Genomic DNA, 14076 nt, shown 5'->3' with positions numbered 1-14076 from the left:
GCCCCCTTATCTCTGTAATTCCGTTCGATCATTTTTTATTCTGCAATTTCCCTTCCTTTGGCCAATGAGTTGCCTCGATTGTTTTAAGAAAGGAATAACGGCTTTGCACTTAGCCGGAAGGTATCCGCCGAATACTCGATAAACCTTCTCCTCGTCAACTAATTTGCGAAAAAGTAATTTTACTAATTGTCCGGAACATTAAACACCTTGTTTCGACCCATGTTTGTTGCCGTGACTCATAGATTCCCTAAAGAAATTGGAATTCCACTACCTTTTAACAACACAAATTAGTTCTGGCGCTTTAAGTGTGTTTTCGCTATCCTCCTTTCCTTTTTTGAGTAACAAAACTATCATATGAAATAAATAATCTAACGTCAATATTTTTTTGGAAAAGTTTTGGGAAAACTGTCTTGTTTTCAAATAAAAAAACTCCAAAATAAAATATGCATAAGAGTCATTAAATGTACCCTTATGCATATAAAAAGTAATCATATTTTCTTTTACTCTTTTAATCCCATTTCTTCTTCCACAACTTTTACAATTCGATTCACATAGTCTTCACATAACTCTTCCGTTGGTGCTTCTGCCATGACACGAACTAGCGGTTCTGTTCCAGATGGGCGAACGAGAATACGTCCGTTTCCTGCCATTTCCTGTTCTACTTCTTGAATAATAGCATGCACTTTTTCATTATCTGTTACATGGTATTTATCCGTTACGCGGATATTCACTAACTTTTGCGGATATTTTGTAACCTCTTTTGCTAATTCTGAAAGTGGCTTTTTCGTTAGCTTCATAATATTGACTAATTGAAGACCTGTTAGCATTCCATCTCCTGTTGTATTATAGTCTAGAAAAATGATATGACCTGACTGCTCACCGCCAAGGTTATAGCCATTGTTGCGCATTTCTTCGACTACATACCGGTCACCTACAGCTGTAGGAATGCTTAATATCCCTTGGGATTCCAATGCTTTATAAAAACCGAGGTTGCTCATTACTGTTGATACGACGGTTTGTTGTTTTAGTCGCCCTTCTTGTTTTAAATGCTTGGCACAAATATACATAATTTGATCGCCATCAACAATTTCACCATTTTCATCAATGGCAATTAGTCTATCCCCATCACCATCGAAGGCTAATCCAACATCTGCACCCTTTTCCAAAACGAATTTCGCTAATGCTTCCGGATGGGTAGAGCCAACACCATCATTAATATTCAGTCCGTCTGGAGAAGCTCCCATAGTGGAAAGGTCAGCATCAAGATCTGCAAATAAATAATTAGCTAGTGATGATGTTGCACCGTTAGCACAATCTAGTGCGACATGAATACCAGAAAAGTCTACATCCACCGTTTGCTTTAAGTACTGAATGTATTTTTGGCCGCCTTCAAAGTAGTCATTTACTTGGCCAATTTGTTTTCCTACTGGTCTAGGTAACGTATCTGTTTCCATATCGATATATTTTTCAATTTCTGCCTCTTGTTCGTCAGAAAGCTTAAATCCATCAGGACCAAAAAATTTAATCCCGTTATCTTCTACTGGATTGTGAGATGCAGAAATCATGACTCCCGCTTGTGCACTTAACGCTTTCGTTAAATAGGCAACTCCTGGAGTGGATATTACTCCTAAACGCATTACTTCACAACCAACTGATAGTAATCCAGCAACTAAAGCTCCTTCAAGCATATGTCCGGAAATCCGTGTGTCTCTTCCAATTAAAACTTTTGGGCGCTCTTTATCTTTCGTTAAAACATATCCTCCAAAACGTCCTAATCTAAATGCTAATTCCGGGGTTAATTCACTATTCGCTACCCCACGTACACCATCAGTTCCAAAATACTTACCCACATTTCTTCACTCCTTTTAAAATCGTCACAATTACTCTTTTATCTGTTTATTTACTCAATGTCTTGTTATCAATTTTTATTCCTTAAGTATTATTTTCAATCAAGATTTTTACTTTATTTATATTACTACTCCACTCGATATGCTCTGGACCTGTAATGTTGGTGTTGACTTCATGCTCACCAACACTATAGTTTTCTAAGTTTAATACAATTGTAAAGTCATTTGCTTTAAGTTTGTTGACTTCATCCGCAGGACCTCTAACGACTATACTAGCTCGTCCATCCTCTGGACTAAGAAAATCCACTGTATAGTCATCATTTAGTCCATTGTAAGTAATTGGAATATTTTTTATTTCCTTTTCAACTTCCTTTTCTACGGTAATATTCACTGTTATAGATTCAGGAGTAGCTCCAGTTACTCCTTCAGGCAGTTTGATTGGAACAGTAATTTCTTCATTTTTTTCATATTTACTTACGTCTACAGGGATTTCAATACTAGTTATTTCGTCAATGATCTTCTGTTTGCCGAAGATAATAATTTCTCGAATTACTGGTTCAATACTTCTTATTATTATTCCTTCTTTAGGTGTCCCTTCCTGTTTAATAATGATGGGGACCGTTTTCTTCGGACTATCAACAGGAACGGTAACTTCTACCGATTCAGGCTCCACTACAACATCTAATTTATTTAAATGACGATCAAGTACGGAGACATTTGCCTTTTGAGTAAATGTTTTATCAATCGAACCATCGACTTCAATAATCGCCTTAACATAACTTATTTCAGAAATTACATCTTTCGCCCCTGTTATTTTCACTGTTTTTGGTTCAATGATTGCTTGTTGTGATGTGTAACCATCTTCTAATGCGCTTCTATTAAACTCCGCTTCCACCGGTAGTTCTGTTGTTACTTTTTCCTGAACGTTTACGGTTATTGTAGCTGGTGTAATTTTTGCTGTAAGTTTATTAGATAAGTCCTTAATTTGGAGCGACACTTTTTGAACTCCTATTTTTGCATCATACAGATCCACATAAACGATAAAATCTCGTAAGTTTTTTGCTGATTGGACAAGACTGCTACTACCTTCTATATATACATCAACCGTTTGTGGTACTCCTGTCACCACAAAATTTTCATCATCATAATATACTTCGACTTTAACATCTTCAACCGTAGTCGAATTATTAGAACTTCTACCTGGTGTCGTTGTGCCATTTTCCTCAATATATGCCACACCATATAATAATAAAGCGAGAATTAGGGCTAAAATTCTAACAAACCATTTACTCTCCATAAAGGAATCAAATATTTTTTTATCCATTTCGCTTCACCCACTTACTCCATAGTGCTGAAGTCGCTTGTTGCTCTTCCTCTTTCAATAAGACAGATTTCAGTAAATTCCGGAGTTCTTCTTGCGATAAATCATGATGCAGTTCTCCATTTTTCGCAACAGAAACTCCTCCTGTTTCTTCGGATATAACAATAGTGACACTGTCCGTGACCTCGCTAACACCTATTGCCGCGCGATGTCTCGTACCTAATTCCTTAGAGATAAAAGGATTTTCAGATAAAGGCAAGTAACATGCCGCCGCCTTTATTTCATCCTGATGAATAATAACAGCACCATCATGAAGTGGTGTATTCGGAATGAACGTATTAATCAATAACTCTGAAGATACCTTTGCATTTAATGCAATACCCGTTTCAATGTAATCATTCATACCAGTTTCTTGGGCAATTGATATTAATGCACCAATCCGCCGTTTTGCCATGTAATCACTTGCTTTTACGATAGAATCAATTAAATGCTCATGTTTTTCTTCTTCCTTTTGTCTGATTCTAGTGAAAATTTTCCCTCGACCTAGCTGTTCTAATGCTCGGCGAATTTCCGGTTGGAAAATTATAATAATGGCTAAAACTCCCCAACGAATAACTTGCTCCATTAACCACTGTAATGTATGCAAACCTAAAACTTGGCTAAGCGTCCGAAAAATTAAAATAACAAAAATACCATTAATTAATTGTACTGCTTTCGTGCCTCGCACAATCATAAATAGTTTATAAATAAAATACCAGACAACAAGAATGTCAATAATACTGGATACATAGTCTAAAATTGTGAAGTTTGCAAAAAAATTTGCGAATGGCATATTTCTTCCTCCAATATTATTCAAAAATGCCCATAATTGTTATGAGAAAGGACAATAAATAAAATATGCTGTTCTTTTTTATTTGATACTAAAATGAACATAAGCACAAAATATAGCGAGAAATTGCTTTTATACTAGTTTATTCATTCAAGTTGAATAATAACCTAGCCTATTTACTTTTCTTATGTATCTCCGACTACAACTAGATGTTTTTTATACAATACAATATTATACCATAGTATTCCTCGAAAATAATCATAAAAATATTTCAATACACCTACACGAGTTCTGTAAATGAAAAAAGCATAACTAGCATGTTTCGCTAGCTATGCTATATCTTTGTAGTTATCATGAAGGATCTTCTCCTCTAATTACGGTGATAAACTTCTTAACAGAGGTTTTTATTTGATACCACAGCCAATCAAAGGCTTGATTTATTTCTTCAATATTTCCGGTTACATCACCAGCAGATGCTAAATATTTTTCTCCATTGATGACTGTTACATCACCTTCTACTTTTCCTTCAATACGAATATCGCCATTTTTTACAACAATATCTCCTTTAATTGTTTCGCCTTCTGGGACAATTGCTGTATTATTTTCAATAATAATATTGTCTTGTTTTGTCACTGAAAAATCTGACTCCTGGCTCCAAGTGGAAAAAAGACTTGTCAACATTAAGAAAGTAAATACCGCAGCAGCCGTTAAGAATGGGTGATGTCTAAACCAACGTTTGGCACTAACTTTTGGCTGTTCCTTAGGTAAATTCTTCATAATATTTTGTGTAAAACCTAATGGAGCATGTAATGTTTCAGTGCTTTTCACTAAAGCTATTGTCTTTTGATATTCTTGAAAAAGTTTTCGGCAATCTTCACAGTCTTTTAAATGTCCCTTTAATTCCAATTCATGTTCTGGAGAAATGTCATCATCAAGAAAATCGTGCATGTGCTTAATGATTCTCTCAGGACAATTATTCAAAGGTTCTCACCTCAATCCTTAAATATGACGTAGTCGCTTACGTAAAGCTTCCCTACCCCGGTGGATTCTTGTCTTAACTGTGCCTATTGGTAAATCGAGAACTTCACTAATTTCATTTAACGAAAGCTCTTCAATATACCTTAGTACAATGACAGAACGATACTTATCAGGCAAATTCAATATTTCTCTTTGAATTTGTCCCTGTAACTCAATACTCGCCACTTCATCCTCTGGTAAAACTCCATCAGCTGCAATTTGCGAGTACATCGTTAATCCCTCCGTACCAGCAACCTCAGCATCTAAATAATAGTCAGGTTTCTTCTTTCTTATACGGTCAATGCAAAGGTTTGTTGCAATTCTATAAAGCCATGTTGAAAATTTCCGATCAATATGATATCGTTCAATATTAACATATGCACGGATGAATGCCTCTTGCGCAATATCTTCAGCCTCATGGGAGTTGCCAAGCATTCGATAACATAATTGATAAACCTTATCTTTATAAAGTTCTACAATTTCACCAAAGGCATTATGATCCCCCTTTAAGACCTCTTTGATTCTTTTTTTAACAATTTCATCCATCTTATACCCTCCGCTCTATGCGGCTAACATATTTACGTACGTTATTTAAAAAGGTTTCGTTTCGCTTACATTATTATACTACTTTATTTGACATTTTTGTAACAAAATCCACTTCCATAATGTTGGAATAAAACTATATATAGTAATTTACATAACTATCCAAGGAAAACGTATAGGTAAATCCCCTTATCTAATTGCCTTTTATAAAATAAACGATAACTTGCTAAAGATATTTCCTTAAAAACCAAAAAAAGGACTGCCAGAAAGGTATAATTAGTAGAACGGGGTATGGTACCGTTTTTCCTTCATACCATTTTGACAATCCTTTTAAAAAACTAGTTATTTTTTTCTACTATAAAAGAGTTTCTCCAAATAAAGAACCCATTAAGTCTACTGCTAACGTTCCGGTTCTATTTCTTTCATCTAAAATCGGATTTACTTCAACAAATTCCGCAGAAACAATTAGTTTAGACTCTGCTAACATTTCCATCGCTAGGTGACTCTCTCTATATGTAAGACCCCCCACAACTGGAGTTCCAACACCTGGAGCATATAGTGGATCCAGCGCATCTAAGTCTAACGATAAATGGACTCCATCTACCTTCTCTTTCAAATAATTTATCGCTTCTTCCATAACATTGCTCATGCCCATTCTATCTATTTCATGCATAGTAAAAACTTTTATTCCCTTTTCTTTAATTAATATCTTTTCTCCTTCATCGATAGACCGGGCCCCAATAATCACTACATTTTCCGGTAATATCTTTGGTGAAAAACCTCCAATATTGACTAAAGATGAATCCCCTAAACCGATACTAGCGGCTAACGGCATTCCGTGAATATTTCCAGATGGAGAAGTTTCAGCTGTATTTAAATCAGCGTGAGCATCATACCAGATTACACCTAGTGTTTTATGAAACTGACTAATGGCAGCAAGACTACCAATTGCAATACTATGATCTCCACCTAAAATTAATGGAAAAGATCCCTTTTCAATAATCTCAGTAACCTTTTCTTTTAGTTTAACATTTGCCTCTACTACAGCGTGTAAATTTCTTAATTTCGATTGCGAATCTAACGTACTTTTAGGACGTCCAATTTCAATATCGCCCATATCATGAATATCATAACCTAACCCTTCAAGTCTCTCGACAACTCCTGCATAACGAATAGCACTAGGTCCCATATCCACACCTCGGCGGAGTTGTCCTAAATCCATTGGTGCGCCTACAATAGAAATTTTCTTTTTCATATTTTATTCCTCCCCCTACACCTATTGTATTCGCTTTCATTAAATGGCTCAACTTCACAAAAAAATGCATAAATATTCACTCTAATCAAAACAACCATTCAAAATAAGCGGAGGATATAATTTATGAAAGTAAAAAAGCTATTCAAAATGACTATTATTAGTCAACTTGAATAGCTTTTCTGATGAGCCATGGAGGACTCGAACCTCCGACCCTCTGATTAAAAGTCAGATGCTCTACCGACTGAGCTAATGGCTCGTAATAATTTGTTAACCTTAAAAATAAAAAATGGCTGGGCTAGCTGGATTCGAACCAACGCATGACGGAGTCAAAGTCCGTTGCCTTACCGCTTGGCTATAGCCCACCAATATAATAAAAATCAAAATGGACATATACATATCTTGCCCAGTTAACAGAAGAATATTCAAGTGGTGGAGGGGGACGGATTCGAACCGCCGAACCCTGAGGGAGCGGATTTACAGTCCGCCGCGTTTAGCCACTTCGCTACCCCTCCATATTAAAAACTCCTGCAATGCCGACTGCAGGACTTGAACCCGCAACCTACTGATTACGATTCAGTTGCTCTACCAGTTGAGCTAAGTCGGCTAATAATCACTTATTAGCAATAATTATTGACTCTTTGACATAATGTTTCTAATGATTATGTTCTCGCATGGTGGAGGATGACGGGATCGAACCGCCGACCCCTTGCTTGTAAGGCAAGTGCTCTCCCAGCTGAGCTAATCCTCCAAATTATATGGTGACCCCTACGGGATTCGAACCCGTGTTACCGCCGTGAAAGGGCGGTGTCTTAACCGCTTGACCAAGGGGCCAAAATTCCACCAACTTTAACCAGCAATCATTCATTGCATGTCCACTTTAAGTGTTGAACTAAGTTGTAGTTGAATTACTTTTAATCAAAACGACTTTTTAATAATAACATCATATCGATAGTTTGTCAATAAAAAATAAATTTTATTTTTTATGATGAAAAATGTGTTTTTCTTTCGATAGAGAAAAATTAAATTAATTTAAATAACATACTAAATAGCAAATTGATTAGTATGCTATTGTTCATTATTACATTAATGGTTTTTTCAAAAAAACATCCCCTTAAGCATTGTAATTAACACACCGACTAATAGAACACTAACACATGATAGTAGAGTGCTAATGGCTATTTTATTGTTGTTGCTTACATGAGGCCGTTCGCACCCCAAGCATTTACGCGAGCATGTTTACGGGCAACGTCATCACTAGAAGTAATTTTTCCGATAGTCATGTCACCTTCATTACGCATTACCTGTGATTCATCATTTCCTAAATCATTCCAAAATGGCATGTTAATAAGCGTATTAGGTCCACTTGCCAAGCTATCGAATTCGGCGTCGTTTGTAATAATTCCGCTTTGTACTAGCGCTGATAGCTCCATTGTTCTTTGAATTGTATATGGAGTAAAAATCTCCGGTTGTATAACTTCTTCTAAGCGTGTGATTCCGTTCATTTATATCATTCTCCTTTTTTTGTTAATTTCTGACTTGTGCCATTAAAGCTTTATATAGTTCTGGGTTTTGCTTAAATAACTTTCCTTGCTCTGTTAAGTTCCAGTGTTCCTTGCTAAATGGGTTATTGAGAACTGCATTTCCTTGACCATCCCCACCAACTCTGAACCCTGATTGTTGCTGTTCTTCTTGCTTAAACAGAAAAGCCTTTGACTCTTTCAGAGTCTTTAGTTGCTCATCTAGGCCCACAATCTTATCGCCATCTAAGACCAATTTCTCACGGTCAAATAGTCCAGCGACCAAATCCTCATCATGTACTTTACCTACTAATACAGTCTTAATAGCATTCGTAATGGTCAGTTCCTTTAAATCCTTTTCGTATTGCTCTTTAGCCGCTTTGTTATCGGCTTGGAGTTGTTCTATCTGCTTTTTTAAGTCTTCGCTCAATCCAGCAGTCTCACCTAACTCTTTAAGTTGTTTATCTCGTTCTTGGATATCTTTCTCCAGTTGATTCTTGGTGTTAGTTAATTCGTTGTACTTATCTTTCGGGATAAAGTGCTTAGGTACTTCCTTGTTGATATTAGACACAATCCCATCGATATTACCTTCTTCTATTCCGGCGTTCTTTAAAATTTCCTTTAACCATTCCATATTCTTAACCTCCATACTTTTTTATACTGGTCAGTGCCAGTTTTGGGCTCTTGTTCTTTATGCTCTGCAATACTAAAAAGAGCAAAATAAAAAGCACTTACTAAATTTGCTTAGTAAATGCCTTAATCATTCAATAATTTCTATACTTTTAATTTCGTTTTCGTATATTTCATAACTATAATCAGCACCTGACACCGTTTCAATACCGATACTTTCAATTTCTGGCTCGTTATCGAGGGCTTGTGTGTAATCTGTGCATTTCCCTTCAAAAACTTGGCCATCAACATCCATCAGCCTTATTTTTTTACCAACATACTCCCGTAAATTCAATGCACTTACCCCTTTCTAAACGGTACGATATGAACACCCTTTTTAGAGTAATGAATCTTAAACATGTTTGTTTTGAATCCTTCACCTGTAAGGTTGTCTACACTTACTCCGATAATTTCCTCAACCTCAATTATCTCTTTTTTATCCCAATTCCCTTTTCCAGTTAGTCTTATTTTACCCGTTCCTGCATGTAGATTAACGAGATCCTGAACTTCCTCTGGCGAGATAGTTAAGTAACTTCTACCTTCGATATAGTTATTATGGTCTTTAAAGTGCTTTCCTTGGGCACCTTCAAGAATTTTCTTAGGTTGTTTATCTGAACGAATGTGTTTCCTCTATTTTCTCACGTTCTGCAGCATCTTTCAATACTTGCGAACGCTCTTTTGTGGTTAACCCACCTTCAACCTTTTCACGCCAATAATCGCGTCTCAGTTGAGGATTCACCGCTAAATGTTGCCTCATCTTTTCCTGCCACTCTTTTACCTTGGCACTGTATTTTGATTGATTCTGCTCATCCAGTGAACCTACTTCAAGTCTCTTGTACTTTCTGATTTGTCGCTCGTAATATCTTTGTTTTTGTTCTGCATTGTAATTGTCTAAAGCTTTCTTATCATCTGCTTTTTGGGGCAATGATGAAATGCCGGGAAAGAAGGTTGCTAGTGAATGCCTACAATTGGGATGGAACGCCCCATTTTTCATAGCTTCAGATAACAACTCATAACCCGTTTTTTTCTTTAGTTCTAAAGCCTTTTCTTTTGTTAAGGATGTATAAACATCATCTATCATAACGGTACCTTGATAAGGCAAACACCATGGCGAACAGTTGTCATGCGAACTCATTAGCACGGTATAAATGCCCCATTCATCCCGCTTTTTCAAGAAACTCTTTCGTAGCCATATCCACGGCTTGATTAAGTGTTTTAGCGCCGCTAGACATATGAACCTCTGCTTATTCAACGATTTTTTACTATTACCGTATTTTGAATAATGTTTTTATTATGCTAAAGAAATTAAAGTTATCAAAGAATCTCCACTTGAAGGAATTAAAAAACCAAAGGTAGAGCAAAAAGAGGTTGAGGTTTATGACGAAGAGGAAGCAAATAGGTTAATAAAGTGTCTAGAAAAAGAGCCGCTACATTGGCAAATTATAATTAAACTTGCTATCACTTGTGGTTTACGCCGTTCTGAATTAGTCGTATTAGAATTTAAGCATTTTGATTTTGAAAATCGTATTGTTCATGTTCAGCAAGCTGTAACACAATGTAAAGAATATGGATTACAAGTACACGAAATAAAAAAAGGTAAAAGAACAGCTCGAAAGAGAGATGTTGTATTTGATATGACAAAATAAAAATGCGACCCCTAAACTATCAGGAATCGCGTCATATCAATATTTAAAAGTAAGCTTCCAACCGGGCTCGAACCGGTGACCTCTTCCTTACCATGGAAGCACTCTACCTACTGAGCTATGGAAGCTTGGCTCCGCAGGCAGGATTCGAACCTGCGACCGATCGGTTAACAGCCGATAGCTCTACCACTGAGCTACTGCGGAATATTATAAAACCACACTCAGAAGATATAAATATTGCTTGGCAGCGTCCTACTCTCACAAAGGCAAAGCCTTCACTACCATCGGCGCTGAGAAGCTTAACTTCCGTGTTCGGGATGGGTACGGGTGTGACCTTCTCGCCATTACTGCCAAACAATATTAAGTCGAGAATGAATTAAGGAAATCATTCTCTCAAAACTAGATCATGTAAGGAAAACTCGAGTAAATATATGATTAAGTCCTCGAACGATTAGTATCCGTCAGCTCCACACGTCACCGTGCGTCCACCTCGGACCTATCAACCTTGTCATCTTCAAGGGTTCTTACTATAACCGAAGTTATATGGGAAATCTCATCTTGAGGGGGGCTTCATGCTTAGATGCTTTCAGCACTTATCCCTTCCGCACATAGCTACCCAGCGATGCCTCTGGCGAGACAACTGGTACACCAGCGGTGCGTCCATCCCGGTCCTCTCGTACTAAGGACAGCTCCTCTCAAATTTCCTACGCCCACGACGGATAGGGACCGAACTGTCTCACGACGTTCTGAACCCAGCTCGCGTACCGCTTTAATGGGCGAACAGCCCAACCCTTGGGACCGACTACAGCCCCAGGATGCGATGAGCCGACATCGAGGTGCCAAACCTCCCCGTCGATGTGGACTCTTGGGGGAGATAAGCCTGTTATCCCCGGGGTAGCTTTTATCCGTTGAGCGATGGCCCTTCCATGCGGAACCACCGGATCACTAAGCCCGACTTTCGTCCCTGCTCGACTTGTAGGTCTCGCAGTCAAGCTCCCTTGTGCCTTTACACTCTACGAATGATTTCCAACCATTCTGAGGGAACCTTTGGGCGCCTCCGTTACTCTTTAGGAGGCGACCGCCCCAGTCAAACTGCCCACCTGACACTGTCTCCCACGTCGATAAGACGTGCGGGTTAGAATTTCAATACAGCCAGGGTAGTATCCCACCGTCGCCTCCACCGAAGCTGGCGCTCCGGCTTCTACGGCTCCTACCTATCCTGTACAAGCTGTACCAAAATTCAATATCAGGCTACAGTAAAGCTCCACGGGGTCTTTCCGTCCTGTCGCGGGTAACCTGCATCTTCACAGGTAATATAATTTCACCGAGTCTCTCGTTGAGACAGTGCCCAGATCGTTACGCCTTTCGTGCGGGTCGGAACTTACCCGACAAGGAATTTCGCTACCTTAGGACCGTTATAGTTACGGCCGCCGTTTACTGGGGCTTCAATTCAGAGCTTCGCACAAGTGCTAACCCCTCCTCTTAACCTTCCAGCACCGGGCAGGCGTCAGCCCCTATACTTCGCCTTGCGGCTTCGCAGAGACCTGTGTTTTTGCTAAACAGTCGCCTGGGCCTATTCACTGCGGCTCTCTCGGGCTTGCACCCTACCAGAGCACCCCTTCTCCCGAAGTTACGGGGTCATTTTGCCGAGTTCCTTAACGAGAGTTCTCTCGATCACCTTAGGATTCTCTCCTCGCCTACCTGTGTCGGTTTGCGGTACGGGCACCTGTATTCTCGCTAGAAGCTTTTCTTGGCAGTGTGAAATCAGGAACTTCGGTACTATATTTCCCTCGCCATCACAGCTTGAGCTTTTCGACAATGGGATTTGCCTCATTGTCACTCTTGCTGCTTGGACGCGGACATCCAATGCCGCGCTTACCCTATCCTCCTGCGTCCCTCCATCACTCAAACGAATACGAGGTGGTACAGGAATATCAACCTGTTGTCCATCGCCTACGCCTTTCGGCCTCGGCTTAGGTCCCGACTAACCCTGAGCGGACGAGCCTTCCTCAGGAAACCTTAGGCATTCGGTGGAAGGGATTCTCACCCTTCTTTCGCTACTCATACCGGCATTCTCACTTCTAAACGCTCCACTAGTCCTTCCGGTCTAGCTTCGACGCATTTAGAACGCTCTCCTACCGCGAACACGTAAGTGTTCACCCGCAGTTTCGGTGATACGTTTAGCCCCGGTACATTTTCGGCGCAGAGTCACTCGACCAGTGAGCTATTACGCACTCTTTAAATGGTGGCTGCTTCTAAGCCAACATCCTGGTTGTCTAGGCAACTCCACATCCTTTTCCACTTAACGTATACTTTGGGACCTTAACTGGCGGTCTGGGCTGTTTCCCTCTTGACCACGGATCTTATCACTCGTAGTCTGACTCCCAAGAATAAGTATTTGGCATTCGGAGTTTGTCTGAATTCGGTAACCCGATGAGGGCCCCTAGTCCAAACAGTGCTCTACCTCCAATACTCTCCTCTTGAGGCTAGCCCTAAAGCTATTTCGGAGAGAACCAGCTATCTCCAAGTTCGATTGGAATTTCTCCGCTACCCACACCTCATCCCCGCACTTTTCAACGTACGTGGGTTCGGGCCTCCAGTAAGTGTTACCTTACCTTCACCCTGGACATGGGTAGGTCACCTGGTTTCGGGTCTACGACCTCATACTCATTCGCCCTATTCAGACTCGCTTTCGCTGCGGCTCCGGATCTAACCTTAACCTTGCATGAAATCGTAACTCGCCGGTTCATTCTACAAAAGGCACGCCATCACACGTAATTGTGCTCTGACTACTTGTAGGCACACGGTTTCAGGATCTCTTTCACTCCCCTTCCGGGGTGCTTTTCACCTTTCCCTCACGGTACTGGTTCACTATCGGTCACTAGGGAGTATTTAGCCTTGGGAGATGGTCCTCCCTGCTTCCGACGGGATTTCACGTGTCCCGTCGTACTCAGGATCCCTCGAAGAGTGGTTGAAATTTTGACTACAGGGCTATTACCTTTTCTAGCAGGCCTTTCCAGACCGCTTCGTCTATTCCAACCTTTTGTAACTCTATGTTCAAGGTCCTACAACCCCAAGAGGCAAGCCTCTTGGTTTGGGCTGTTCCCGTTTCGCTCGCCGCTACTTGGGGAATCGATTTTTCTTTCTCTTCCTCCGGGTACTTAGATGTTTCAGTTCCCCGGGTCTGCCTTCCATACTCTATGGATTCAAGTATGGATACTGTTCCATTACGAACAGTGGGTTTCCCCATTCGGAAATCTCCGGATCAAAGCTTACTTACAGCTCCCCGAAGCATATCGGTGTTAGTCCCGTCCTTCATCGGCTCCTAGTGCCAAGGCATCCACCGTGCGCCCTTTCTAACTTAACCATTAAAAAGGATTGAATCTTTACTCGATGATTGTCTAGCTACGGCTCCTAGCGTCTAGCAAACTTCGC

General features: G+C 39.9%; 12 protein-coding genes, 8 tRNA genes and 2 rRNA genes. 1 reads left to right on the top strand and 21 read right to left on the bottom strand.

Going from position 1 to position 14076, the window contains the following annotated elements; all coding sequences use genetic code 11:
* Positions 1–500: 500 nt before the first annotated feature.
* From glmM to BN1242_RS06875, 17 genes are all read right to left on the bottom strand, one after another.
* Complete coding sequence (gene glmM / locus BN1242_RS06950; protein WP_062353321.1) at positions 501–1850, bottom strand: phosphoglucosamine mutase; 1350 nt, start codon at positions 1848–1850, stop codon at positions 501–503.
* 82 nt (positions 1851–1932) lie between these two features.
* Positions 1933–3171 (bottom strand): CdaR family protein, encoded by a 1239-nt coding sequence (locus tag BN1242_RS06945; protein WP_062353318.1) that lies wholly within the window; start codon positions 3169–3171, stop codon positions 1933–1935.
* Entirely contained in the window at positions 3164–4000 is an 837-nt protein-coding gene (cdaA, locus tag BN1242_RS06940; RefSeq protein ID WP_062353315.1) for a diadenylate cyclase CdaA, read from the bottom strand. Before cdaA ends, BN1242_RS06945 begins: the two co-directional genes overlap by 8 nt.
* Before the next feature lie 348 nt (positions 4001–4348).
* Positions 4349–4978 (bottom strand): anti-sigma factor family protein, encoded by a 630-nt coding sequence (locus tag BN1242_RS06935; RefSeq protein ID WP_275259445.1) that lies wholly within the window; start codon positions 4976–4978, stop codon positions 4349–4351.
* 18 nt (positions 4979–4996) lie between these two features.
* The gene (gene sigW, locus BN1242_RS06930; protein WP_062353312.1) at positions 4997–5560 is read right to left on the bottom strand and encodes an RNA polymerase sigma factor SigW; all 564 of its coding nucleotides are present in this window, start codon (positions 5558–5560) and stop codon (positions 4997–4999) included.
* Between the two features lie 352 nt (positions 5561–5912).
* Positions 5913–6812, bottom strand: coding sequence for an arginase (gene rocF / locus BN1242_RS06925; protein WP_062353308.1), 900 nt, complete (start codon positions 6810–6812; stop codon positions 5913–5915).
* 183 nt (positions 6813–6995) lie between these two features.
* Positions 6996–7068, bottom strand: a tRNA-Lys gene (locus BN1242_RS06920).
* 31 nt (positions 7069–7099) lie between these two features.
* A tRNA-Gln gene (locus BN1242_RS06915) sits at positions 7100–7174 on the bottom strand.
* 65 nt (positions 7175–7239) lie between these two features.
* Positions 7240–7324 (bottom strand) — tRNA-Tyr (locus BN1242_RS06910).
* A 19-nt stretch (positions 7325–7343) separates the two neighbouring features.
* Positions 7344–7416, bottom strand: a tRNA-Thr gene (locus BN1242_RS06905).
* Between the two features lie 68 nt (positions 7417–7484).
* Positions 7485–7560: transfer RNA gene (locus tag BN1242_RS06900), tRNA-Val, on the bottom strand.
* Positions 7561–7568: 8 nt separating this feature from the next.
* A tRNA-Glu gene (locus BN1242_RS06895) sits at positions 7569–7643 on the bottom strand.
* A 362-nt stretch (positions 7644–8005) separates the two neighbouring features.
* Complete coding sequence (locus tag BN1242_RS06890; RefSeq protein ID WP_062353305.1) at positions 8006–8314, bottom strand: hypothetical protein; 309 nt, start codon at positions 8312–8314, stop codon at positions 8006–8008.
* A gap of 22 nt (positions 8315–8336) precedes the next feature.
* A complete protein-coding gene (locus BN1242_RS06885; protein ID WP_071435482.1) occupies positions 8337–8963 on the bottom strand; it encodes a phage scaffolding protein in 627 nt (208 codons plus the stop codon).
* 126 nt (positions 8964–9089) lie between these two features.
* Positions 9090–9293, bottom strand: a complete 204-nt coding sequence (locus tag BN1242_RS06880) for a hypothetical protein (RefSeq protein WP_062353302.1) — start codon at positions 9291–9293, stop codon at positions 9090–9092.
* A gap of 5 nt (positions 9294–9298) precedes the next feature.
* Positions 9299–9544, bottom strand: coding sequence for a polymorphic toxin type 50 domain-containing protein (locus BN1242_RS13935; RefSeq protein WP_420806019.1), 246 nt, complete (start codon positions 9542–9544; stop codon positions 9299–9301).
* A gap of 61 nt (positions 9545–9605) precedes the next feature.
* Entirely contained in the window at positions 9606–10172 is a 567-nt protein-coding gene (locus BN1242_RS06875; protein ID WP_062353299.1) for a phage minor capsid protein, read from the bottom strand.
* 130 nt (positions 10173–10302) lie between these two features.
* Here BN1242_RS06875 and BN1242_RS13930 point away from each other — a divergent pair, with 130 nt between their 5' ends.
* The gene (locus BN1242_RS13930) at positions 10303–10644 is read left to right on the top strand and encodes a site-specific integrase (protein WP_077216167.1); all 342 of its coding nucleotides are present in this window, start codon (positions 10303–10305) and stop codon (positions 10642–10644) included.
* Positions 10645–10696: 52 nt separating this feature from the next.
* On the opposite strand, the gene BN1242_RS06870 is transcribed toward BN1242_RS13930, so the two are convergent.
* From BN1242_RS06870 to BN1242_RS06855, 4 genes are all read right to left on the bottom strand, one after another.
* Positions 10697–10769 (bottom strand) — tRNA-Thr (locus tag BN1242_RS06870).
* 1 nt (position 10770) lies between these two features.
* A tRNA-Asn gene (locus tag BN1242_RS06865) sits at positions 10771–10845 on the bottom strand.
* Positions 10846–10880: 35 nt separating this feature from the next.
* A 5S ribosomal RNA gene (gene rrf / locus BN1242_RS06860) occupies positions 10881–10996 on the bottom strand.
* A 76-nt stretch (positions 10997–11072) separates the two neighbouring features.
* Positions 11073–14008 (bottom strand): 23S ribosomal RNA (locus BN1242_RS06855).
* Between the last annotated feature and the right edge of the window lie 68 nt (positions 14009–14076).

The sequence above is a fragment of the Bacillus kwashiorkori genome (assembly GCF_001375515.1).
Classification (GTDB): domain Bacteria; phylum Bacillota; class Bacilli; order Bacillales; family Caldibacillaceae; genus Bacillus_BK; species Bacillus_BK kwashiorkori.
Note: the sequence above shows the minus strand (reverse complement) of the source record. Positions and strands in the feature narration are given on the sequence as shown.

What these genes read in the sequence shown, in the direction of transcription:
- BN1242_RS06945 (WP_062353318.1), bottom strand. Translation starts at nt 3,171, where the DNA reads ATGGATAAAAAAATATTTGATTCCTTTATGGAGAGTAAATGGTTTGTT.
- cdaA (WP_062353315.1), bottom strand. Translation starts at nt 4,000, where the DNA reads ATGCCATTCGCAAATTTTTTTGCAAACTTCACAATTTTAGACTATGTA.
- sigW (WP_062353312.1), bottom strand. Translation starts at nt 5,560, where the DNA reads ATGGATGAAATTGTTAAAAAAAGAATCAAAGAGGTCTTAAAGGGGGAT.
- rocF (WP_062353308.1), bottom strand. Translation starts at nt 6,812, where the DNA reads ATGAAAAAGAAAATTTCTATTGTAGGCGCACCAATGGATTTAGGACAA.
- BN1242_RS06890 (WP_062353305.1), bottom strand. Translation starts at nt 8,314, where the DNA reads ATGAACGGAATCACACGCTTAGAAGAAGTTATACAACCGGAGATTTTT.
- BN1242_RS06885 (WP_071435482.1), bottom strand. Translation starts at nt 8,963, where the DNA reads ATGGAATGGTTAAAGGAAATTTTAAAGAACGCCGGAATAGAAGAAGGT.